14 protein-coding genes are annotated in these 24,241 nt (G+C 41.6%); 3 read left to right on the top strand and 11 right to left on the bottom strand.

Translation table 11 applies throughout. The annotated features are described in order from the left end of the window. Positions 1–190: 190 nt before the first annotated feature. On the bottom strand, positions 191–1,486 hold the full coding sequence (kynU, locus tag ACOQO5_RS16410; protein ID WP_420582776.1) for a kynureninase: 1,296 nt from the start codon (positions 1,484–1,486) through the stop codon (positions 191–193). 190 nt (positions 1,487–1,676) lie between these two features. Then, the gene (locus ACOQO5_RS16405) at positions 1,677–2,204 is read right to left on the bottom strand and encodes a 3-hydroxyanthranilate 3,4-dioxygenase (RefSeq protein ID WP_420582775.1); all 528 of its coding nucleotides are present in this window, start codon (positions 2,202–2,204) and stop codon (positions 1,677–1,679) included. Between the two features lie 102 nt (positions 2,205–2,306). On the opposite strand from ACOQO5_RS16405, the gene ACOQO5_RS16400 reads away from it, so the two are divergent. After that, entirely contained in the window at positions 2,307–2,813 is a 507-nt protein-coding gene (locus ACOQO5_RS16400; RefSeq protein WP_420582774.1) for a metallophosphoesterase family protein, read from the top strand. Positions 2,814–2,885: 72 nt separating this feature from the next. Here ACOQO5_RS16400 and ACOQO5_RS16395 read toward each other — a convergent pair whose 3' ends face one another. The 6 genes from ACOQO5_RS16395 to ACOQO5_RS16370 all read right to left on the bottom strand — a co-directional run bounded on the left by ACOQO5_RS16395 (position 2,886) and on the right by ACOQO5_RS16370 (position 13,345). Further along, the gene (locus ACOQO5_RS16395; protein ID WP_420582773.1) at positions 2,886–3,131 is read right to left on the bottom strand and encodes a hypothetical protein; all 246 of its coding nucleotides are present in this window, start codon (positions 3,129–3,131) and stop codon (positions 2,886–2,888) included. Between the two features lie 71 nt (positions 3,132–3,202). Then, positions 3,203–3,523 (bottom strand): cupin domain-containing protein, encoded by a 321-nt coding sequence (locus ACOQO5_RS16390; RefSeq protein ID WP_420582772.1) that lies wholly within the window; start codon positions 3,521–3,523, stop codon positions 3,203–3,205. Beyond that, positions 3,520–4,398 carry a DUF1684 domain-containing protein gene (locus ACOQO5_RS16385; RefSeq protein WP_420582771.1) on the bottom strand — a complete coding sequence of 293 codons (879 nt, stop codon included), beginning with the start codon at positions 4,396–4,398 and terminating at the stop codon, positions 3,520–3,522. Before ACOQO5_RS16385 ends, ACOQO5_RS16390 begins: the two co-directional genes overlap by 4 nt. Next, positions 4,388–5,269 carry an aldose 1-epimerase family protein gene (locus ACOQO5_RS16380; RefSeq protein ID WP_420582770.1) on the bottom strand — a complete coding sequence of 294 codons (882 nt, stop codon included), beginning with the start codon at positions 5,267–5,269 and terminating at the stop codon, positions 4,388–4,390. Before ACOQO5_RS16380 ends, ACOQO5_RS16385 begins: the two co-directional genes overlap by 11 nt. Positions 5,270–5,527: 258 nt before the next feature. Then, positions 5,528–8,569 (bottom strand): AsmA-like C-terminal region-containing protein, encoded by a 3,042-nt coding sequence (locus ACOQO5_RS16375; RefSeq protein WP_420582769.1) that lies wholly within the window; start codon positions 8,567–8,569, stop codon positions 5,528–5,530. Between the two features lie 156 nt (positions 8,570–8,725). Next, positions 8,726–13,345 (bottom strand): Ig-like domain-containing protein, encoded by a 4,620-nt coding sequence (locus tag ACOQO5_RS16370; RefSeq protein ID WP_420582768.1) that lies wholly within the window; start codon positions 13,343–13,345, stop codon positions 8,726–8,728. 133 nt (positions 13,346–13,478) lie between these two features. On the opposite strand from ACOQO5_RS16370, the gene parS reads away from it, so the two are divergent. After that, complete coding sequence (parS, locus tag ACOQO5_RS16365) at positions 13,479–13,931, top strand: type II toxin-antitoxin system Xre/ParS family antitoxin (protein ID WP_420582767.1); 453 nt, start codon at positions 13,479–13,481, stop codon at positions 13,929–13,931. Further along, the gene (locus ACOQO5_RS16360; protein ID WP_420582766.1) at positions 13,928–14,365 is read left to right on the top strand and encodes an RES family NAD+ phosphorylase; all 438 of its coding nucleotides are present in this window, start codon (positions 13,928–13,930) and stop codon (positions 14,363–14,365) included. Before parS ends, ACOQO5_RS16360 begins: the two co-directional genes overlap by 4 nt. Here the strand turns inward: ACOQO5_RS16360 and ACOQO5_RS16355 are convergent, their stop codons facing one another. The 3 genes from ACOQO5_RS16355 to ACOQO5_RS16345 form a co-directional block, all read right to left on the bottom strand. After that, the gene (locus ACOQO5_RS16355) at positions 14,366–14,974 is read right to left on the bottom strand and encodes a response regulator (RefSeq protein ID WP_420582765.1); all 609 of its coding nucleotides are present in this window, start codon (positions 14,972–14,974) and stop codon (positions 14,366–14,368) included. Then, entirely contained in the window at positions 14,974–16,878 is a 1,905-nt protein-coding gene (locus tag ACOQO5_RS16350) for a tetratricopeptide repeat-containing sensor histidine kinase (protein WP_420582764.1), read from the bottom strand. The genes ACOQO5_RS16355 and ACOQO5_RS16350 overlap by 1 nt, the downstream gene beginning before the upstream one ends. Positions 16,879–17,006: 128 nt before the next feature. Then, a complete protein-coding gene (locus tag ACOQO5_RS16345) occupies positions 17,007–24,173 on the bottom strand; it encodes an MBG domain-containing protein (RefSeq protein WP_420582763.1) in 7,167 nt (2,388 codons plus the stop codon). Positions 24,174–24,241 lie beyond the last annotated feature (68 nt).

Here is a 24,241-nt window from a genome sequence, read left to right as displayed (position 1 = left end):
CAAGAGAGGACACAAATCAAGGCGGGCTCCACTTAATTCATCCGTAATTGTAATTCTATACAAAGAGTACTCAAACAAAGGCAACCGCTGGTTAATCTATTCCTAATTAACCGACATGGCATGATGCAACGGAGTAACGTTGGGAACTGACTAGCGAAACGTGGAGATGGTTTTGGTTGTTGATGAGAACTCAATGAATCAGCTGATTCAATCTATCTACAAACCTCCATACATCCTCGAACGAATTGTACATGGGCACGGCTGCCACTCTGATGACGTTTGGTTCACGCCAATCAGCGATGATGCCGTTCTCTCCGAGTTTGTTGAATAAGTCCTTTCCTCCATTGTTTAAACATAAAGACAATTGTGCTCCACGTTGTTCGGGGTCAGCCGGTGTGATGATTTGAATTTTCTCTCTCTCGCTGTTTAGATCATTCAGCAAAAACTCCATATACCCAGTCAATTGAATGCTCTTCTTTCTCAAATTTTCGATTCCGGCATTAGAAAAAATCTCTAACGAAGCCAAATGTGCAGCGCTTGGCAACACATTCACATTACTCAACTGCCAGGCATCGGCTCCCTCCATCGGAATAAACCCTTTTTTCATCTGAAACCTTTGCGATTCATCATGCCCCCACCATCCAGCGAATCTTGGTAGGTCTGAGTTTTTGCTATGTCGTTCATGTACAAATATCCCAGATACACTACCTGGGCCTGAATTCAAGTATTTATACGAACACCAAACCGCGAAATCCACACCATCTTGGTGAAGATTCAGTGGCACATTACCAAAGGCGTGGGCCAGATCAAATCCCACCAAAGCACCACACTCATGTCCCTTTTTAGTGATAGCAGGAATATCAAACAGCTGCCCAGTATAATACTGAACTCCGGCCATCATGACTAATGCCAACTCATTCTTATGCTCTTCTATAGTCGCAAGAATATCCTCAGTTCTTAGCGTTTCTTCACCCGGTCTTGGTTTCAGCTCAACCAAGGCTTCCTTAGGATCGAATAGTCTTTCACCTCCCCTATTGGCATGAAAATGTAATTGCGTCTCCAAGGCATATTGATCGGATGGAAAAGCTCCTGCTTCGGTTATGATTTTGAACCGTTTTGCGGTAGGCCTATAAAATGATACCATCATCAAATGGAGATTAGTCGTGAGGCTATTCATCGACACCACTTCCATTTCTTTGGCTCCAGCCAATTTTGCCAGATGGCTTTTTAGAAACTTGTGATAATGAAACCATGGCCTGGTAGCCCGTTCATCAAAGTGACCCTCTACGCCGAGATCTTGCCAGTCTTTGAGTTCCTGTTCAATATAGCTTCTGGTGGACTTAGGCTGTAAGCCCAGAGAATTACCTACCAGATAGATACAATCTTCACCATTGTGCTGGGGTATATAAAACTGATCTCTATAGGATCTTAGTGGATCTCGGGTGTCGCATTCTTGTGCGAAGGATAATGTGTTTTGGTATTGCATGGTTTATTGAATGAGCAATCGGAAAATGAAAATAATAAAAAAACAAGCACCCCTCCTCTGGCCGGAGAGGCCTCTACTTTTCCTTGCCGCGGCGGCGGACCGCTGAAAAGCAGACAAAAATCAAGAAAAATTTAAAGGCGCAAGGTCTCTTCCCGCACCATGCCCCAATTTTTCACCAGCCCAACATTCGTTAAACAAAACGAGGATCAGTCTCCATCATGTGCCCACAATTCTTGCAGGTACGAAGCTCTTCTGAGGCATAAAATTCCCGGAACCTGGGCTGGAAATCTTTTTCCACATTAGATAGATAGAAGTAGGTATCATGTAATTTGGTATTGCATTTGTCACAAAACCACATGAGCCCATCATCCATATCTCTGCTGCGTTTTCGCTCGATCACCAAGCCGACAGTATTCTCTCCTCGAATAGGTGAGTGAGGAACCTTGGCCGGATGCAAGTACATCTCTCCTTCCTTTATGTTGATATCCACTGCTTCACCATCTTCTTGAATCCTGACGGTGATATCACCCTGTAATTGATAAAAAAGCTCCTCAGTCTCATTGTAATGATAATCCTTTCGGGCATTGGGACCACCCACAATCATCACTATATAATCTTCTGATTCTACATACAGATTTTTGTTGCTGACGGGTGGTTTGAGAAGGTCTCTATTTTCATCAATCCACTTTTGTAAATTGAATGGTCTTCGTATGGGCATCGCGTTGTTGTTTAATTAGAAAAAAGTGCCAACTTCGAGTTTAATTGCAGGTGGGTTAAACCCTCACTCTAAGAAATTGTTGACCATCAAATCTAATAAAAATTGCGCATAGGACTGATCTCTGACACCCATGGTTTTTTAGACCCCAAGGTATTTGACTACTTCAAAGAAGTAGATCAAATCTGGCATGCTGGAGATGTAGGTACGGCAGCCATTATAGAAGAATTGGGGGCATTCAAACCTACATTGGGTGTCTACGGCAATGTAGATGGACAAGATGTGCGTCAGCTATTTCCAGAAGATCAAATGTTTATGTGCGAAGGAGTGAAGGTATTTATGACCCATATTGGCGGGAAACCACCCAGGTACAATCCACGGGTACGGCCCTTAATAAACAAACACCTCCCTCAATTATTCATCTGTGGGCATTCCCATATTCTGGCCGTGATGCATGATGAAAAAAGGCCAGGAGTATTGTATATGAATCCTGGTGCTGCCGGACGACATGGTTTTCATAAAGAGCGTACACTTCTCAGGTTCACCCTTGAAGCCAGGAAACCAAAGGATTTAGAGGTGATTAAATTGGGAAGTCGAGCGAAGAAGGCATAAAACTATTACTGCTGATTTGTAGGCGACAAAACACTAAAGATTCGTTGGTCTCAAGACCAACGAGGGCGAAGATCATTTGCAAACTTCTAAGGCACGTTTTAGTTCTTCAACTTTCTGTTCGGCAATGGCAAGCTGAGCAGCTGCTTTTGTTGCATTCTCTTGCTCAGCTTTGGCTTTGGTTTCATTTTCCATTGCTAATTTCAAGTTCAATTCTGCTTGAATACTCTGCTTCTCTGCTTCACTGGCCTTGATGTTAGCGAATAAAACGAAAAATACAATGAGAAAGGAGAGTACTCCTATGATGATGTTCTTAGTCATAACGATTGGTTTTTTTGAGTGATCAAGATAAAATAATTTCAATATATTCCCAAATGTTTGGCTAGGCCAATCTATTTGTAATCCTCTCTCACCGGATTAAATACATCGACTGCCTTACAGTCAGTGAGCGCTCTTGCTGAATGAGGAGTATTGGATGGAATGGTAGCCACATGGCCTGCTTTCATAATTTTAGTCTCACCATTTACAGTCATTTCTAACTCACCTTCTAATATACTGGTCACCTGTTCGTGTACATGGCTATGCTCTGGCAATACTGCGCCCTTCGCAATATCAAAATATCCAATCGACATCGTATCTGTATGAATGAGTTGACCACTAATGCCAGACACCAATTCCTTCGTTTCTAATTTATTTCTATCGTGAAAAATCATAGACGTGCATATTTTTCACCCGCTTCAATTTTAATAGGAAGTACGTTTTGCGCAGGTGGCAAAGGACAGGTGGTGAATTCTGAATAAACGCATGGTGGGTTATATAAACGATTAAAATCAATTGTTACTTTTCCCGGTTGCTCTGGTAGGTCTACATATACATATCTCCCTCCACCATAAGAAGTTTCATCATTGGTCAAATCTCCAACTATTAAAAAGCCTCCCGTGCCTACTACAAGTTCTAATGCTTCTCCATTCAAATCAAAAGATAAAACGCCTTCAAAGTCCATCTGCTGATTGGTGCCTAATTGAGTATTGACTTCTTTCGTTTGAGTATTGTCAAAAGGTTTGTATTCGGCTTCCACTACAAATTTGCTTTGTAATGGATATTTCTGAAATCCCTTGAATGCTTTTGCGGTTTCAGCTTCTTGGTCTTTGACTCTCAGAAAGTAATCATCCAATCTTTTGATCACTTGCCATTCTACTTGGTTGAATCTAAGCATGGCTCCGTTCTCCGAAGATTCTGTAAACTGATCGACCCACAAATAAATGGTCGAGTCATTGGATACTACCTTGATGTTTAAACTATCAGCCGCTGTAAATGTGGCCTTCGTACCTTGTAGTTCGATAGCACCTAAAGTAGCAGGCAATCCCTTGCTACTCATTTGTATGTTATTCGCTTCAGAAGATCCAAATAAATTAGTTCCTTGAACTAATGGATGCAATCCCACCAATTTTAAATAATGATCTCTGCCTTTAGATAGACGTTCTCTAAATTCAGCATCTTCTTTCAAATAATCCTCCGATAAAGGGACATCTTTTGGCTGGCATGAATAGATCGAAACGAATAAGCCTAGCGCAAGACTAAGCTTCAAAAATTTGAATGGTATATGATGCATAATGGATACTTCCTGGTCCTAGTTTAATGATTCCTGGTTTACGGATCAACTCCTGATCTGAGTCTTCAAAATCGGGTAACCCATCCCAAGGTTCTATACAAAGAAAGTCGGCATTGGGTTTCGACCAAACACCAAGAAACGGGAAATCGTCAAAGTTGACACTGATCTTCCCCTTGGAGCTTTTCGATTTAATGCTTACTTCAGAAGAATTCAATTCTGTGAATATCAATGCGTCATCGTCAAACAATCCATTTTTCAATGGAAGTCGATTGGTCTCCTCCAACATTGGCTTTTCATTCTTTGTTAAAAGTCCTTTTTTAGAAATTTCAAAAATGGAATTATTCTCTTTTCGTTCGAATTCTAAGTAGTAGTCATCTTTGTTTTCTCCTTCTTTCCAAGGGTAGTTAAAAGCAGGGTGCCCCCCTAGAGAAAAATACATGTGATCCTCTCCTGTGTTTGCTACTTCATGAAATATTTGAAGCCTACTTTCAAACAAGAAAAAACTCACTTTCAAATCGAATTTAAAAGGGTACATGGCTAAGGTTTCATCATCACTCGAAAGGATAAATGAAAGCCTTGATCTCGTACGGTTGATCAAGCGAACTTTATTACTATTTCTTACAAATCCGTGCTTTGGTAATTGATAAGACTTTTCATCGAATGAATAACTTCCTGACTTCAAACTCCCAATCACGGGAAATAAGACCGGAGCCGAGCCTTTCCAAATCTTTTCATCTGCTTGCCAGATGTACTCATGGCCAGAATTCTTGGATAAAATACTACAAAGCTCTGCCCCACATTCATCAACCTCTACTTTAAATAGTTCGTTTTCGATCGAGTATTTCACTTTGGTTTTGTTTAAGATGGTTATGCAAAATAATCAATATCCTAGACTGTCATGTAACATTCCTGGGTTGCCTTTCAAATTGAATGAAAATCCCTCGCTGTTTTCGGTCAATAGATCTATCACAATCTTCAAATCCACTCGAATGTCAAACGAAAAACTACCTTTAATCTGACTGTCATTTTAGTCATACATCCGAACTAAGTCAACGGCAAAATTTAAGATGGTATGACAAACATTTTTTGCATTAGATGACCAACATTATATTCTTACTTCTTCTAATAATTTTTCCTTTTTATCAAGGTAAGCTGGATCCAGTTCTACAGGTTTTATTGATTTAGGATCAGGAAACAGCTTCTTATATTTAGCTTTTGCCAGTTTAAACTTTAAATTCAATGAATCGCCTTGTATGTCTAATCCGGCTTTAAATGGCATAGGTGATTTCAAAATTGAAATATGATAATCATAAGTCATATCTAACCTATGCATCCCTCCCAGAGCCACCCGATATCTGTCTATACTAATAATGGTAGGGACTACTTCTAACTCACCATTGGTCAGTAACAATTCAAACTTTACGCTATTAATCAAATTTTCACTTTCATTCTTAAACATCAATAATTTAGAAATTTCGCGAAAAGCTTCACTATCATTGATCCTCATATTATTGCCTTCAATGGAAAGAATAGACTTGACTGATGTTGGAATCATTTGCATTTCTTTGTCCAGACTGGCCTTTCCTTGAATTTTAAAATCGACATTTCCTGCAAAAGAAGATGCCATAGGCATCAAAGAATCTACGACATCTAACATCGATATAACCCGGTTAATATCAATGTCCAATAACCTAAAATCAAACCCTATAGATGCTCCTGAAGTATCTTTTGAAGAATATTTCAAAGAGGTTTTCATCTTTGCTGCCTCAGTGACCAAACTTAAATTTTCCATAAGAATACTTTGGTCTTTTATGGTTATTAAACCTTGGATATCATTCACATACATATCACCCAACAATACACTGTCAAATTTGCTTTCAAATCTAAAGTCAATAAAATTTGGCACTTCAAAGAGTTGCATATCATTGGAATCGTTTGTCCCATCTTCAGGCACCTCAACTGGATCTTCATTGAGGGCTTCGTCGTTATTGTTTTCTTCACTAGGTAAGGCCAACGCACTCATTAATTCATTACAATCAATAAATTTAGATGCTATGCTTAGCCTCGCTTTGATCTCGTTGGCTTCTGTAATGATACCAAACACATCATACAATTTTCCGGTTATTTTCAAGTCTGATTTACCTAGTGCCATCTGAGCATTATTCAATTCTATGTTTCCATCTCTTGTGGTAATTTTTGAATGAGACATCTTTAACTCTAATGGGAATTGATAAGGAGTGAGCTGAAAATCGCTAAATTCGATGGCACCGATAATATGCCCATCTGCTTCTTCAGAGAGCAAAGACTCAAATTCATAATTTGCATTTCGCATCCCCAAAGACATAAAAGAAGATTTCACTCCTACACTGTCCATTAAAAATTTCGATTTTAAAACGGGTACATTTTCATTGATCTTATCAGGCCCCAAATCGACAATCATATTCACTTTATTCACTTCACCTTCTATTTGTCTATCCAAAGACCCTTTGGCATTATTAATTTGAAATGTGGAGTGAAGTGAAGATATTTTTGAAGTATCCATACTCAATTGCGATTCAAAATTCAAACCCAAACGTGCTATGGATACATCAATATTATTTGCGTATTGAAGTTGGGAAGAATCCAGATGCACTGATCCTTTTATGCTGCTTTCCTGCACCGTGCTTTCGTTGGCACCAACGTCAATAGCACATTTTCCGACTTTTAGCTTCACAGAGTCTATTAAACTCTCCAAATACAGGTCATTCATAGCTACCTGTCCTTGAGCCCAAACCCGACCGTAATCTTTTTTAAGAATGTCAGATACACTGAACTTTCCCATCAATTGGTTTTGCATGATGCCTTGAATTTTTACGCCTTCTTCCAAGGGTAGAGTCTTTGCTAGTGCAGTAAAGTCGATATCTCCACTAATTTTCACTTCTGCATCCTGATTATGGAGTGCATCTTGGATTTTAGCTGAAAGCTCCACATTGGTATTGAAACCCTTTATTTTAATTTTTTGAATGTCAACATAAGACTCCGTGTCATCAGACAAATCGATATAGGCTCCAATATTAGCTGACAAATGATCAATTTTATTTGGCATAGAATGATAAGCAACCGAACCATTTTCAATCGAAAGATTTGCATCTAAAACTGGGAATTTATCTAACCCATAAGTTCCCTTCAGATTGGCTTCCAGACCAACTTTTCCTGTCGATTGATATTCATTTTTGCTACTTACAATATGCTCCGGAATTAGCTCCAAAACTGTCGACAGTTTGGGCACGTTAAGCGAAAGGTCCATATCCATATCTAACTCACCTTCTTCTATACCTGGCTGTAACACACCGCTCATTGCAAAGGCAATATCCTGCAAGTTCACTGCAGCTTTGAGTATCTCAATTTTCAATGATTCTCGCTGAATCATTAATTCTGTTTCAATACCGAAATAAAGATCGTCCGTATAAGTTTGATCCTCCTTTTTGAAAAAAATTTGATCAATACTCAAGCCGAGTAAACCACTCAAATAGGCCGAATCCAATCTGGCAGCAAAAGACATATCTAAAGATTCCAATTCGGCCTCCACATCGGCATGCAGATCCATGAATTTTAGATATCCATTTTTGATTGAAATGTTTTCGAGGTCGATTTGAAGGTCATAATCAGAATCGTCAGATGCTTGATTCAAAGAATCAGTAGATTCTATTTCACTTGCATATTCCCCATTGTCCTTCATTATTAAATCCCAATTCTGTCTACCCTGCTGATTGACAAGTGCAAATATTTTTGGGTCTACCAATTCAAATTCTACTAGTTCAATATTATTGGTCAACAAAAACGCGATCGGATTGACCTCTATTGAACAAGATAAAAAGGAAACCAAAGTATCACTTTGAGCAATCTCCGCAAACGTGCTATCTAGTGGATACAATAAGCTTCCACTATTCATTTTTAATTGAAAATTCGGAAAAGAGGAAAAAAAAGTAGGCTCAATGCTTTCTACATGAAGTACTGCGTCTATTTCATCATTGACAGCATCAGTCACCAGGGGTGTTATTTTTTCTGCATTAAATACAAAATTGAGAACAAATGCGATTGTGATTAATGCAAGGCTGAGAATAGAACTGATTGCAATCAGTATTATTTTAAGAACATTTCTTTTCATTACTTCCTGCAGTTGGTTATGTTAAATATAAGCATGAATATCTGAAATTTTTAATTTAGAAATTCATAGAGCCATATACTACTCTGATATGCAATTCAAACAGAAAGGGCAGCCGAAGCTGCCCTTAACTTACCCTAAACCTTTATGCCTAGCTTATTAGTGGATAAGGATTTTTGTTGTTGTGGTAATATCATTTTGATCCAAGCGAAGCATATAAATACCCTTCTTCAAATTGGAAACATCCAAGCGAGATTTCGGCAATAAAGTGGTCTGCATCACCAATCGTCCATCCATATCCATCAAGGTTAGAAGAGCCGTTTGCCCCTTGAGACCTGAAACCGACAGCCATTCCGAAGTTGGATTAGGATAAAAAGCCAATTCAACAGAGGCCGGTGCTACGTCTGTTACTGTTACATCATTGATGGCCAATGTAGCCGTGGCTGTCCCCGAATAGTTGACATCGTCGATAGTGGCTACTACCTCATAAGTACCTGCAGCGCTCGGTGCATCAGCGACCCCATCGTAGGTAACGATAATTGTAAGATCCGCAGGATCCGTCACAATAGAAGGAGATTTGGCTGTGCCGTCTTCGTCATGAGTTAAATCAGAGAACGTCACAGTTGCGGTGGCTTTGGCAATAGTCAACATTCCATCAACCAAAGTGAGGGCATAGTTGTCTGCAGCTCCTCCAGATAGTTCGATGTCATAAATACCAGCATCACTGTCAGCAGTGGCTGTTGTATTCAAAGTAGGAACTTCACTGAGTACACCCGCATCTTCGCCATTTACAAAACCATTGTAAGCCATTGTCAATACGGGCAAAGCTTCACCATATACTATTGACTGATCCTGAGCTGTTACGGTGAGCTGAGCTTTTTCTACATCAAAAGTGAGTTCGATTGGCACTGCAGGATTGTAAGTATCATCGCCTTCAGCAGTAGCACGTACCGCCACGATACCCACTCCCGTCAACAATAGCTGGTTGTCCGATCTTGTGGCCGGTCCACTAAGCAACTCGTAGCTTACTGGCAAGCCGCTAGTGGTACTCGCTGTCAGATCTATCGTATTGCCATACACCTGATCATCAATGCTGAAAGTGATGGTTTGTTCACTCTTAGATGGATCGTTGACTTGAAAACTTACTGTCTCGGAATCTGGATGATAAAAATCGTTTCCTGCCTGACTCACCTCCACGACTACTGTACCTGTAGTTCCGTTTAATGTGATGGTTTTGCCACTGTTGGTAGCAGGGCCACTGACCACGTTGTAGCTCAAGGCTAAATTACTTGTTGTGGTTGCTTGAATATCAAATAAGCCATCTGAGGTCAGCTTATCGCTCACTGCAGTAATATCGATGGACTGCGTAGCCTTTTCTATCGTAAAACTCCAAGTGCTTGCGTTATCCGCAATGCCAGCAAAGTTGTTTCCATTCAAGTCCTCGATTGCCCAATCGTCTATTTGAACGTAGTATTGAACCCCATGCGATAGCGGTTGCAAATTGGCATTGGCCAAATGAATAATTAATTGATTTTGAGTGAGAGTAAATTGGTCAGTATGTGATGCTATTCTCCCACTTACGTTTACTTGTGACCCATCAGCCCTTTTCACTCTAATATATCCGCCTTCATCTTGAACCTCTTCACTAAAAGTCAGTACTAAATCAGCGTCTATAGCTACACTTGTTGCGCCATTGGTAGGAGTCAGCATGGAAATGGTTGGCGCTATCTCATCCAAATCCAGCACTTGAATTTCAAAGTCTTTCTCAAACGATGCACCCTTGCTGTCTGTGGTTTTCACCCGTATGTTGTAGGTGTTTTTTTGTTCGTAATCGAATACCCCACTCGCTCGAAGCTCCCCAAGACCAGTGATTGAAAAAGAGCCATTGTCTACTCCACCTGCAGCAAACGTATAGTTGAAACCACTAATCTGATCTGCATCCGCAGTACTGAATGTACCGATCACATCTCCGGTCTCATTGTTTTCTTCAATGGTATTAGAGGATAGTGTGAGGTCAGTGGGTGGTTCGTTGTTGGATAAGGTAGTAAAACTGAGTGTGCTACTACCCGTGATTGGATCTACTTTAGTTCCGCAATTGCTGCTGAGAGCATCGGCTTCAAGCTCCAGATAGTAAGCTGTATTTTCCGATAATGTAGGCAGTGGAATGGTAACCGTTCCATCCATATTGAACACAAAGCTGGAAGCTGGAACGGAAGTAACTTCCCCATCTCCATTGACATATTTTAATATGGCGCTTTTCGAACCTGAATTCACTTGCACGGGCTCGCTCATAGTGAATACAACATCTGTTTCAAGCCCCACATTAGTATCATTGTGTTCTGGTGAGGTAGTGGTAATTGTGGGTTTAGTACGGCTGGTAAAATTCCAGGAGTCGTCCAGTACACCATCAAAAGTATTGCCAGCTATATCTTCTACACAGGTATTGCAGATTTGGATGTAATACTCCTGTCCATAATCCAAGGTGTAGTCAAAGCTGAAATGAAAACGATAGTTGGACAATTGTCTGTCCAATCGACCCACATCACTTTCCATGTCTAAGGTGCTTACCTTGGTTCCATCACTTTTATACAATTCTACTTCACCTGTTCCGTATTGAATAGGCTCATTGAAGGTGACGTTGAAACTTGCCGTGCCAATACATGAGGAACCAACAGAAGGATATTGCCCTCCATTGATATAAGGATCCTCCAGATCTCCTGCTTCGGTGGTAAAATTCCACTGACTACCTGATGTGATAGGATTGAGGTATAAACCATCCGTAGCTACGTCCAACTCCACAACTCCATAATAGATATTGACATATAGTTCATCATTAGAATCGAAATTGGAAGAAGGATCGATAGTGATGCTATTAGTACCTACTGTCACCTCTGGGTCGGAAAGAAAGAAAAACTCTTGCTCATTAGTCAAACTGGATCTAACACGAATATCATAAAGAGCATCTCCGGCATACTGCCCCGCACGGATATTCTCGTTGAAAGTAATAACAAGATTAGCATTCAATGCGACCTCCGATGCACCATCCAATGGTGACAAAGAAGAGATTGTTGGGTTTTGGTAGTTAACATTGACCGTAGGTCGTGTAATAATATTTCCATCAAAAGCTAATTGATCCTCGCTTTCAAATGCCGTATCAGTAATGAACAATTCATACTGTAGAAAAGTTGATCCATCACGTAGGGCAGTATTTATTTCGATGGTTGCAGTAGTTCCACTTGTAGACACATCAGCTGCCTTCACATCGTAATCTGAAGAGGTCCCTTTTTGACGCAAATAGATTGATCCATCTTCTCCTACGTAAGTGATGTTTTGATCAAATTCTACCGTATATGTCAGATTCCCTGACCCGTGCGTAGCTCCGTGTTCAGGCGTATAACTCAAGATTGTTGGAGGGGTGTCAGATTCGGACACATCGTAAGCGACCTTATTGATGCCGTCTGTAAGCAGTACGGTTTGTGCCGATAGATCCGCATCGAAACTTGAAGTATTACCATAAAGGGTAACTATATCATTGTCGTATTCTAGCCTCCCGAAATGGCTATTGAGGTTGGAATTTATAGGAGTCGTATAGGCCTGATCTCCATTGCTCAACGTTTTTACGATGCCCCTGCTTTCAGCAGACCCACCTTGAAGAATTGTACCTACAACATAAACATCTCCATTGGCAGCAAATGCAAAATCTTGAGCAGAAAATTGCTCGTCCGACAGCTGATTGGCCGAAAGCTGGGTGCCATTATCAATATTAAACTCATGCAAGAGTGATATTTTGCTAGAGGAGTTATAAAATACGGTACTAGGATTTCCAGATGGAGATTCCTTTATTGCTGTGTAAGAACTACCGGTTATTCCGGTGTTTGCCCAAACAAAATTTAAACCTGATGTATAGTTGGCCACAAATCCTCCAGCGCTTCCTGTGTGCGTAGATCCGGATGGGTCGAAATCTGGAGTACCACCGACTCCCCCTACAACTGCTAAGCTTCCATCACTTATCCAAGCCAATGCATTTATGGAGGCATTATTTCCCCCTTCGGTAATTGTCTTGGTATTAAAGAAAGAACCGTTTACAGTAGATACATAGCTCAAATAGGCACTTTCTTCCGCAGTAGAAGGCAATGAATTGGGCGATCCACTGTAAATACCTCCAATAAACACATGACCCAATATAGGGTCTGCAACCAGATCTTTGATTTCCATATACACACTACCATCTTCTTCGAATGGTGTTTCAATAATTCTATCCAAGACACCAGCGGAAGTATATCCTATAACCTTACCAGAATATCCATTCACAGGTACTCCAAAAACATAAGGCCCGAGGATATCCTCGCCAGAACTCAATTTTGCAGAATTTTTTACGTTGGCGGTCATGTAGACGTTTCCGTTTGTTGAAATAGCCAACTTGCCTCCATATAGACCTGCTTGATCAAGCTGTTCATACATCCACCGTACCCATTGATATTCTCCAGCAGCATTGTATTTGGCAAGAAAAAGCATATCTGTTGATTCATTCACAAAACTCGGACTCGTGATATTGGCTGTACCAACCCCTGGATCAAAATCCACATCCTTATATGCACTCGCTGTAGCCGTCAGCGATCCTGAGATATAGATATTACCATCATCATCGAAAACCATATCTTCTAGGTATACGGTTTTTCCATTATTGTCTATGAAGTTGGTGTGGTTGTCGTAAGTCTGTGTTCGCCCTGCGTTGGACAGGCCTATCCATAAACCGATTAGTAAAGTAATTTTTTTCATGGTAGCATAAAGTTTAGAATGAATTCAAAATTCTATGCTAAACAGCTGCCATTCAATCGGGAATATTCCCTGTTAAGGGTACGGAATTTTCCGGAGAGCTTTTTATTCCAATGAAATATTAGTACATTTGTCTATGTACGAAAGACAAAAGTCCAAATATAATACACAAGAAACTGACTTGTACACCGTACAAGATGCCGTAGCAGCCTACGGCAATCCCACCCATCGAATCGAGCTATCCAGACAAGGAGTATTGCCTGAATTCGTTCAGGATTTAATGTCACTTTTTACATTCAGTAAGGCTGAACTATCCAGGCTCACCGCCATTTCTACAAAGACCCTCGAAAGGCATATACAGTCAGGCAAGCGATTTACCGGTCTACAGTCTGATCGATTGCTAGAATTGGCTCAGCTCTATCATGAAGGCCTCCAGACCTTTGGTCAGCGTGAGAAATTTTTGCGATGGCTCAAATCACCAATAGCCGCCCTAAACAATACGCCTCCAAAATCATGGTTAGATACACATGAAGGCATTCGAATGATTAGTCAAGAGCTTGGCCGAATTCGATACGGTATATTTGCATGATTGTTTATCGTATATGTCAAACTTACCCACCCGAACACAATCCGATGGACGGACGTGGTGCGTTTTTGTACGGTGGCCGTTGGAATAACATAGGCCAGCACGCGCTTTATACAGCCAGCTCTTTGGCTTTGGCCAGGGCGGAGCTCGCTCGCCATATAGACCTAAGCTGCTTGCCAGATGACTACAGTGTATATGAAATAGAGGTACCAGATGTACCATACAAAGAAATCCATCCCTTGCCACACGGATGGGACCATGATCCTCCGGGCATCGTATCTCAACAGATGGGGGATCAAATCCTCAAGGATTACACAAAACTCGGATTTAAAGTGGCGTCCGTTTGCAGTCCAAATGAGTTTAATCTTGTGCTGAATCCTTTAAGTAAATTATTCGATGAGGTAAAAGTGACGAGATCTTATCCATTCAAGGCTTGATTAAGCACTAAACAACCCTTCACGAATCGCCTGGCGTACCATTTCCACGACTGTTTTTACTCCCATTTTTTCCATGATGCGGAGTTTATGCGTTTCCACAGTTCGAGGACTCATGTCAAGCTGTGCACCAATCTCCTTGTAGGAAAGGCCATCTGAGAAGCCTTTAAGTACTTCCACCTCCCTGGGAGTATAGTTCACGTTTGTATTGATGAGCAAATCCGAGAACGGCGCAGATATGTATTTCTGCCCAGCTATCATTTTATCCAAGGCCAGAAAGTACTCTGTAGTTTCCATGTCTTTGGTCAAAAACGCTAATACTCCTGCTTGCTGCGCTCTTTTCAGGTCGACGGGATTGGGATCCGCTGTGAGCAATGCAAATTTGGCCGAAGGGCAAAACCCCATCAAGGTTGGAATGAGTTCACACCCATTGGTATCTGGCAATTTCAAATCCACAAACACCAAATCGGGTTGTTTTAGTTGAATGGTTGATTTGGCCTCAGCACCCGATGAAGCCTCACCCACTACCTGAATATTGGGTTTGGCTAGGAGCATGGCTTTGATGCCGTCTCGTACTATTTTGTGATCGTCTATTAAAAAAAGTTTGTGCATTAGGCCGCTTTTGAAAATACAAGCTTAAAAGTAGTACCTTTTTCTTTTTCGCTTGAAACACTCATCTCAGCACCCATTTTAGCAATCAATTCTTTGCACAGGGTGAGGCCGAGGCCAGTGCCTTTTTCAGTTGAATTCTGAATATCCTGGGCAACTATGCTTCCCTCCAGCAATTGATCGATCTCCGTTTGATCCATACCCACACCGCTATCCTGAATACTGATTACTTCGTTGCTTCCTTCGGAGGTCACACGCACTTTGATTTCGGATTCAATGTTTGAAAATTTCACAGCATTGCTCAATAAGTTTCTAATGACAATTTCTAAAAATTGCTGATCGGCTGAGACGGAGTTAGTAGACTTCACCTCATTAGCAATACAAATCTTCTTGATCTTAGCTACTGGCTCCAATTGATTCTTTACTCTTTCAATGACCTCCGATGGAGCAACAGACTGGGGTGAGTACTTTAACTCTCCGGTCTGCGCCAATGCCCATTTCAGCAAATTGTCCATCATGTTTTTCACATCTGCGGACGAATCTCTTAGCGTAATAATAAAATCCTTTAGTTGATCTTTTCCCAGGTTTTCCCAATTGTCTGACAAGCTCCTCGTTATTGCGTGAAAGGACGACAAGGGGCTTTTAAGATCATGTGAAATGATCGAAAATAGTCGGTCTTTGGTGTTGTTGAGTTTGGCCAGCTCTTGGTTTTTGACGTCTAATAATTCGCTGGTTTTCTTTTTTGATCTGTACCTTAAATAAACAAGAACTATTGCAGCCAATAGTAGTAAGGAAAGCAAAACAGTAAAAACCATAAACTGTCTTTGTCTTTCCGACTCCAATGTGGCAATTATTTTTTCCTGCTCCAAATTTGCGATTTGCTGTTCTTTTTTGTCAGATTCATATTTTGCCATCAATTCTTCAGCATGTTCTTCTTTTTCCTTTTCGCGGGTTTGATTCAATGACTCAAAATATTTCCTTTGATAAATTAATGCACTGTCCAACACTCCTTGCTTTTCAAATATTCTAGCCATCAGGTTATAGCAAAATTGAACTTGGAGCTCATTGGAACTATTTTGAGCGAGTATCAGGCTTTCTTTCAAAAAATTCATCGACTCGAAATATTCTCCTTTGTCAAACTTCAACTCTGCCCAATTGGTCATTAAATCGGATTCTGCTGAAGTCCAACGATGAATCTTAAATCCCTTCAACGCTTTGTCATAATAGTATTCAGCAGAATCCATATTACTCAACCCATAATAAGACTTGCCTAAATTGAAATGAACTAATGCAACACTTCTTGTATCTCCCATGCTGCTGAATAGCTCCCGTACCCTGCGATAAGTTTCTATCTCCTTAGAAGTATTGCCTAATTCAGCTTCTACCAATGCCATATTCATCAATGCATTGGCAAATTGATGTCGGCTTTTTTGTTGATTCGGACGAAATTCTTCTATGACATCTGCCGACTTTCTGAAATATTCCAGAGATTTTTCAAAGTCGTTTAAATAGTAATAATCTATTCCAATATTATTGAGTGCATCGAATATAGCCGTGGTATCACCTGAGTTTTCAGATAACTGTAAAGCTTCCAAGGATAACTCAATTGACTTTGAGTGTTCGCCTTTTCTAGACCAGGCCCCTGACAAACCCAGTAGCGATCGGTAGCGAATGGTATCTCTTTGATATTCTTCTGCTAGAGACAAACCGAGTTCGCCATAATAAATGGCCGAATCCGGGCTCAAATCACTAATTTGCCAAGCTATCTCAACAATCAAATTAGCATATTCACTGCTTGATTTCTGGATGGAATCCAGTTTTTCTATATGCTGAGACCATTTGTCCTGAGCCTTCAAAGAGCAACTAATAAAAAAGAAGTAAACTATTAGATTGTATTTAACTCTCATGAGTATTCGGTATTATAAAGACAATATAATACTGAGATTTTATTTAACAATGATCGTGAATTGATAATAACAAAAAAGGGCAGCCGAAGCTGCCCTTAACCTATCCTAAACCTTTTATGCCTAGCTTATTAGTGGATAAGGATTTTTGTTGTTGTGGTGAGATCTTTTTGCTCCAGCTGAAGCAGATATAAGCCAGCTTTTAAACTCTTTACATTTATCCGCTGTTTCGGTGTTACGATTTCGCTAAGGACTACATGCCCATCAATATCAATCAAAGAAAGCTGTGCCAGTTTATCTGTGAGTCCAGATACAGCTAACCAATCTGAGGTCGGGTTAGGATACACCGCAATTTCCACTGCTTTAGGTTGTACTCCTGTCACTGCTACTTCATTGATAGTCAATGTAGTAGTAGCGGAACCCAAATAGTTGGTTTCATCAATGGTAGCCACTATTTCATAACTGCCCGCAGCACTCGGAGCTGCTGATTCTCCATCATAGGTAAGGACAACCTCTAATTCGGCTGGATCAGTCACTACTGTAGGTGATTTAGCTGTGCCATCCTCATCATACGTCAGATCAGAAAGTGTTATTGTCGCAGTAGCTTTTTCAATAGTCAAAGTACCATCTACTAATGTCAGCGCATAGTTTTCGGCGACGCCACCAGATAGGCTTATATCATAAATACCAGCGTCGCTGTTCGCTGTAGCCAAAGTGCTGGCCACTGGAATCTCACTCAAAACTGCAGCAGTCTCATTATAGACAAAGCCATCGTATGAAAAACTTAACTCTGGAAGATCTTCGCTATAAACTATAGATGCATCATTAGCCGTAACCTTCAAAGGCGCCTGAATTACAGAAAAAGTAATTTCAACTGGCTCAGCTTCGTTGTACACCTCATCTCCGCCTTGAACCGCTTTGATCTTCGCATCGCCCACTCCGGTAAAACTTAATATCCCGTTTGTGATGGCTAATGGTCCGGATACAATCTCATAGGACACAGGTAGATTACTATCGGACTCGCCTGCTAGCGACACTTCTCCTCCGTAAGTCTGATCTCCTACAGAAAAGGTAATAGTCTGTCTTTGCTTATCGTTCACTTCGAAAGTGATCTGCTCAGAGTCTTCCAGATAGTTTAGGCTTGCAGGGGCAGTTACCGTTACGGTTACAGTTCCTAACTCACCGGTGAGTGTTATCGTTTTGCCATCATGCTCGGCAGCTTCTCCTTCGACTAAGTATTGAAGCTCAGTGTTGCTGTTTACACTTGCTATAATATCAAAAGGAGCTGCATTTTTCACCTTGTCGGTAATGTCTTCGATCACTACCACTTGCTGTGCCGGATTGATCGTGAGTGTACCGTCTGTGAACATCACATCATAGTTGGTGTCTTCATGCCCTTCTACAATCAAATCGTAAGTATCTACATCGCTAAATTCATTAGCATCTGTAGTTACAACTGGGGTATTGTCCAAGTCAGCTTCGCTTTCACCCGCTATAAATCCATCATATACAATTTCAAAATTGTAACTTGGTTGACCGTATGTCCATTCTGCATCCTGTATAGTGGCGTCTACTATTACTTTGTGTATGGTCAAAGTAGCATTGTCATAATCAAAAGAATAGTTCTGCGCCTCGGCTCCACTAGCTTCTATGGCATAACTCCCGGCATCACTGTATTTAGTAGCAGAAGTAGTCAAGATCGGCTGAGCAGTAAAGACCGCACTGGATTCTCCATTTTTGATCCCTTCAAACATCATTTCAAAAGTTGGATTATCATCACCATAATTTTTATCAGTCGATTGAACGAATACGTCAATCTCGGCTTTCACTATGGTCAGAGTTCCATTTGCAGGTTCAAACTCATAGTTGGCATCTACACCATCGTTAGCCACGGTGATATCATAAGTACCCACAGGACTAGAAGCCAAGGCGCTGGTAGTGATCGATGGCAACGTACCCACCAAATCACCCGCATCATCTCCAGGTACAAAGCCTTCGAAACTAAAAGAAAAGGCTGGGTTAGCATCACCATATTCTCGACCAGCATCGTTGGCTTTGGTGGTTAGCGTCTTTTTGGTGATTTCCAATACGCCGTCTTCCAACTGAAAGGCATAGTTGTCATCCATGCCACCATCTAGTGTGATATCATATTCACCAACTGGTGATGATTCGTCTGCATCTGTGCTAATTTCTGGATCTGTATCTATGACGTCAGCAGTCTCTCCATAGGCCAAGTCTGTGTAGAACAAAGAGAATGCAGGATTTGACTGGCCATAAACTTTATATTCATCATTTGGCTGTGCAGTAATTGTTTTTTTGTAAACTTGAAAGGTTCGTTCTACCGGATTTGGTGCGAGATAGTTTGCTGCCTCTGAACCAGTCGCTCTAATGGTAACTTCGCCAGTCCCCACGATTACTAGTTCTAACTCTTCCTGATCAATTTCCACGGCATCACCAGCGATAATCTCATAGATCACATCATCATCTGATGGAATAACGCTGCCGTTCAATACGTGATTTTCATCACCATAGGTCATATTAGCAGGGCCGAGAAAAGTAATCGACTGCGGCGCTTTATCCACGGTGAAAGTCTGTTCGGCGAAAGCCGGTTCGTAGTAAGTATTACCAGCTTGAGTGGCTCTGATTGTAGTTTCACCTGCGCCATGAATGGTCACAAGGTTGTTTGACAATGTGGCCACCGAGTGATTGGAGCTGGTGTAGGTGATGACCTGACCTGAAGTTGATGTCGCAGGTGTGAAGTTGAATGGCCCTGCACCATAGGTTTTGGAATCAATTTCATTTAAAGTAACCGTTTGCGATTGGATCACAGGCGTGAAATTCCAAGTGTCTTTTCCTACTATATCGATCGGATTGCCTGAAGCATCTTCGATTCCTCCGATGATATTGACATAGACTTCCACTCCTGGTTCGAGATCTATTGGAATATCGTAAGTGATGGTGTTGCTAGAAGCTATGGCACCATTAAAACTCCAATCCACACCTACCTGTACATCATCTGATTTTCTAAACATTCTGAAAACTCCGCCAGTTTGCTTGGCCACTGGCTCATCGAAAGTGATGACCAATTCTGCAAATGGGCTAACATGGTCAGCCTCATCTGCAGGGCTTAAACTAGTGATAATGGTCTCTGTATGGAAATGCCAGGTTAACTCTGCTATGGCTGGGGCTGGGTTGCCTAATGCGTCTTGCACTACACCTGCTGCGGCTTCCACATAGTACGACTGATTGTATAGCAAATTATTGCTCGGAGTGATCGTGACGGTGGAGCCACTGACCACAACATCATTGCTTAAAACATCCAAAGGCTGCCCTACTAGCTGCCCGCCTATCGTACGGAGCATGTAGGAGCCCGTTCCTTCCTGTATCGGCTCATCGTAGGTGATTGTAAAGCTAGCCGTCAAAGCAACGTCAACGTCTTCTGCTTCGGGAGACATGCTGAAGATAGCAGGTGCGATTTCGTCCACGTCGTTGACGGTAATAACAAGAGCTGCTTCGACCGTTTCGCCGGCCTGATCGTCGGCTTCGATGCGAATAAACAGTTCTTCGTTTTGCTCAAAATCGAATGGCTCTTTCGATTTCAATTCATTAGTTTCATCGTCAATTTCGAATAGATCACCATGCTGACTATTGTCTCCATCTATGATGGAGAATATAATCTCGTCGCCATTAGGGTCGCTTGCGCTTAGCACACCCACTACTGTGCCTGCCTCTTCGTTTTCATCTATAGAAGACGGAGACAGGGCAATATCAGTTGGTGGCAGGTTTTGCTCCGATACGGTCACTTCCCACTCCTGATTAGCATATTCTTGCTCGTCTTGAATGAAATAAGATACTGGACTGGTAAAATCCTGCTCATCTCCACTCGCTTTGTCAACACTAGCACCAGGAGAGATGGTAAATGTCGGCACCAGATTCGTGAGCGAAGTACCTGCATTGACAGCTACTGTAACAGTATGAGCTGTTTTGTCGATGATGGCATCACTCAGCTGCTGCGGAATGCTAAAAGTAAGGAAGTCAGAAGCTCTATTGGGCACTTCGTAGGCGCCCTTAGAAGGAGCAACACTACTTCTGGAATTTCCTAATATATCTTCATTCACGCCATCTACAGGCGTACTTCTCAAAGCACTTTCCTCCAATGAGGATCCAGTCAATGACAAATCAGCAGTGGAAGCATTTGTAAATTGAGGATTTACATAAGTAGTCGTAGGCGCGATAGCTGACAGTGCAGACTGAGTAGTAGCATTTTGCGCGTAGCCTGTAGTGCTTACGCCATCATCGGCGATGTACACATTATTGCCAGCATCTTCCGCCTGAAGCGAGGAGAGCCCCACGAACCCTTTGTAGCTGCCTGACCCAGAGGTTCTAGTCATACTTACATTGTTGTTCTGAATATTTGTACCTCTACTAATTGCATTATGGGATTCATTAGATTCTGTACTGGTACCATACACATGGATACTATTATGCAAGATGTTAGTGGCATTGCCGATACCGCTGGTTCTGTTGCCACGTATGGAAATGGAGTTGTTGATCACATCGGTCAGCGCATCTCCAACCGATATTGCGTAGTAGATATACGGATCTGGAGCTCCCGCTTTGTTATAAAACTTATTACCGATAACATTAATATTCGAGATGGTTGAAACATACAGATCCACTCCCATAATTTGTGCATCTGTTGCTGTATTTGCCGCAACAAATTCACAACCAATGATATGAATCCCACTTATTGTAGCAAATTGGCTGTTCATTCGTATTCCAGCACTGTTCAAAATATTGAACCGAAGGTTTTGCAGTGTGAGGTCATACGCACCAGACCCAAATAAATTGATGCCTTCTACCCCGTCAAGATTAGCGTTGAGGTTCATTACTACATTTCCCGTAGATGGATCTGCTCCATCTATGACCATGTTGGAAACTACGCTATTGAATCGAAACACAGATCCAAAATTCGACTCTGGATAGAGATCTATCTGAGTAGCGTCTGCCTGTGGCCTGATGGTGATCTTATGACTTGGGTCCGGATTGGACAAGAAGACTGTTTTGGTCACGTTGTATCCATCCTCTACTTCAAAGGTCACATCATTGGACATTCCGGCAAGGTTTACCTGATTGATGGCATCTGTGATGGTGGTAAAAACACCATTTTCGCCCACGGTGTACGATCCTTCTAGTCCTTCCCAATTGAGCGTAATGGTCCAAGATTCAAAGCTGTTGTCCTCCGCTCTTAAAGTAAATGGAAACGGAACCCCATTTTGATAATACTGTGGGTTAGAATGAAAACTGGCCGAAGCACCAGGTGAAAGATCAAAATCAACATCCAGCCTGGAAGGGTTGATCGCTTGCACGGTGGCTGTGATGGTGTTGTTTTCATTGTCTATGACAGGATCACCCACAATGCCGGGAATGGTCACGCCTAACACTTCCTTTTCGGAAGATATAGCTCGTGTGGTAAAAGACTCGTTAGAAAAAGCGGACGCCTCGTTGCCTGCCAAATCCGCAATGGCCGGGGCTGATATATAATAAGAAGTGCTATAAGCCAAAGTAGTGGCTACTTCAAAAATCATCTGGTTGCCCACAATACTCATTCCTGCTGGCAAAGTGCTTGGGGTTGCTTGCCAGCTCGCAACAGCATTGCCACCTGCAGAGGGCCTTAGATAAAATGTAGAAGTAACAGCGTCTGTAATGGCTATGTTTTCATTGAAAGTATAGGTCAGTGTAGGTCTGATATCAACCCCAGTAGCGCCATCCGCTGGATCAGCAGTCGTAAGGATTGGGGGGGTATCATCCACATCACCCACATTAATGGCGAAAGCCGAGTTAATATATTCTCCTGCATTGTCTGTGGCTCTCAATGTGATGCTGCGTGTTGTTCCTGCTTCATAATCTAATTCTTCGGTCGTGCGAAGCTGATTACCTACGATTTCAAATGAACTGACATGCGTGCCACCCACTAAAGTAATGGTGGTTTGGTCTCCATTGTCAGAATCTGTTCCCGAAACGGTCCCTACTACTGTTCCTGCAGGTTGGTTTTCTAAAACAGTACTACCATTAAGTGTTATTTTTGTAGGTTTTCTATTTCCAAGAAAACGCCAATTAGTCTCATCTGTACCTTCGAAATAATTTTGTTGACTATCATAAAACAGATCGTCAGGTATGGCGACGAAATATTCTGCACCAGATTGTAGTCCTTCTAACCCTGAGAAGGTGATATGATAACTTCCTTTGATATAGCTAATACCTCTATAGTCTGTAGACCCTACAGGCGTATTGTTTCCTTTTCCTTCCCTATGATACAACACCACATCACTTCCCTTAGTATCAAGGGATACTGCCTCATCGAATTGAATGCTAAATGTGGATGTTGTACGATCTACTCCCTGTTCCTCGTTAGCAGGAATCAAAGTTTTTATTCCAGGCGGAGTGGTTTCGGTTTTGGTAGAGAAATACCAAAAATCCGTTTCCTGATGATCAATTCCTTCAAAATACCGGCCTTCTGAGTCTCTAAATGGATCATCTTGGGTATATATATAATAATCCTTTCCTGGATCCATTGTCCGGCTGTTTCTATGCAGGGTCACTGTATTTCCATCGATAGTCACATAACTAGAATTGCCAATGTACCAGTAGTCTGTGGAAGAGGTTTCCCCTACTTCTCTTAGCCTTATTTGTTTCGTTGTTCCGGTCACATCCTGATTGAATGTAATCACAAAATCTGTGGTGGCATCGGGCTCAACAAACTGAGCGCCATTGGCGGGGAATGTAGAGGTGACGAGCAAATCAGATTTTTGCGTGGTGAAACTCCATGTAGTATTACCAGCAGCAGATGGAAGTCCATTTTCATCTGCATCCTTTAGAATACCCGGTTGAGGCCAAGAAATATAATAGGACTCACCATAGTCTAGCGTTTGAACATTTTTTAAAGTTACAGTCGATCCAGAGATGGTCACCTGCGCAGGATCGTCCACTTCGAAAGTTTGTATATCTGTACTGGTATATAACCTCCTTAGTCTGAAATGATCATAGCTCTCACCCAATTCTCCTTCAAAGACTGGCTCATTGAAGTGCATCGTCAATGTGCCTATATTGCGCTCTACATGATCGCTTAAGTGCGCTGGTTCAAGGCTTACTATAGATGGCGCCTGCGCCAGTGCCGAAAAGGCTGATAGTAGGAAAAGAAAAATAAAGAGAATAGAAAGGAGCACCTTGTCTATGTGCATCCAGGTTTGTTTCAGTTTATCGAGTGCTTGAGTCTCGATGGCTTCATTGAGTTTCATGGCATAAAAGTTTAAAAGTTTCTACACCGAAATTCGCTTATCCATTAAAGTAATAGCCTATACTATGA

The sequence above is a fragment of the Reichenbachiella sp. genome (genome assembly GCF_965223055.1).
Classification (GTDB): Bacteria; Bacteroidota; Bacteroidia; order Cytophagales; family Cyclobacteriaceae; genus Reichenbachiella.
This window is presented reverse-complemented; position numbering and strand designations above follow the sequence as displayed.

Bases quoted from the DNA above. Each gene is read 5' to 3' on its own strand.
- kynU (WP_420582776.1), bottom strand. From the start codon at position 1,486: ATGCAATACCAAAACACATTATCCTTCGCACAAGAATGCGACACCCGA.
- ACOQO5_RS16405 (WP_420582775.1), bottom strand. From the start codon at position 2,204: ATGCCCATACGAAGACCATTCAATTTACAAAAGTGGATTGATGAAAAT.
- ACOQO5_RS16395 (WP_420582773.1), bottom strand. From the start codon at position 3,131: ATGACTAAGAACATCATCATAGGAGTACTCTCCTTTCTCATTGTATTT.
- ACOQO5_RS16390 (WP_420582772.1), bottom strand. From the start codon at position 3,523: ATGATTTTTCACGATAGAAATAAATTAGAAACGAAGGAATTGGTGTCT.
- ACOQO5_RS16375 (WP_420582769.1), bottom strand. From the start codon at position 8,569: ATGAAAAGAAATGTTCTTAAAATAATACTGATTGCAATCAGTTCTATT.
- ACOQO5_RS16370 (WP_420582768.1), bottom strand. From the start codon at position 13,345: ATGAAAAAAATTACTTTACTAATCGGTTTATGGATAGGCCTGTCCAAC.
- parS (WP_420582767.1), top strand. From the start codon at position 13,479: ATGTACGAAAGACAAAAGTCCAAATATAATACACAAGAAACTGACTTG.
- ACOQO5_RS16360 (WP_420582766.1), top strand. From the start codon at position 13,928: ATGATTGTTTATCGTATATGTCAAACTTACCCACCCGAACACAATCCG.
- ACOQO5_RS16355 (WP_420582765.1), bottom strand. From the start codon at position 14,974: ATGCACAAACTTTTTTTAATAGACGATCACAAAATAGTACGAGACGGC.
- ACOQO5_RS16350 (WP_420582764.1), bottom strand. From the start codon at position 16,878: ATGAGAGTTAAATACAATCTAATAGTTTACTTCTTTTTTATTAGTTGC.
- ACOQO5_RS16345 (WP_420582763.1), bottom strand. From the start codon at position 24,173: ATGAAACTCAATGAAGCCATCGAGACTCAAGCACTCGATAAACTGAAA.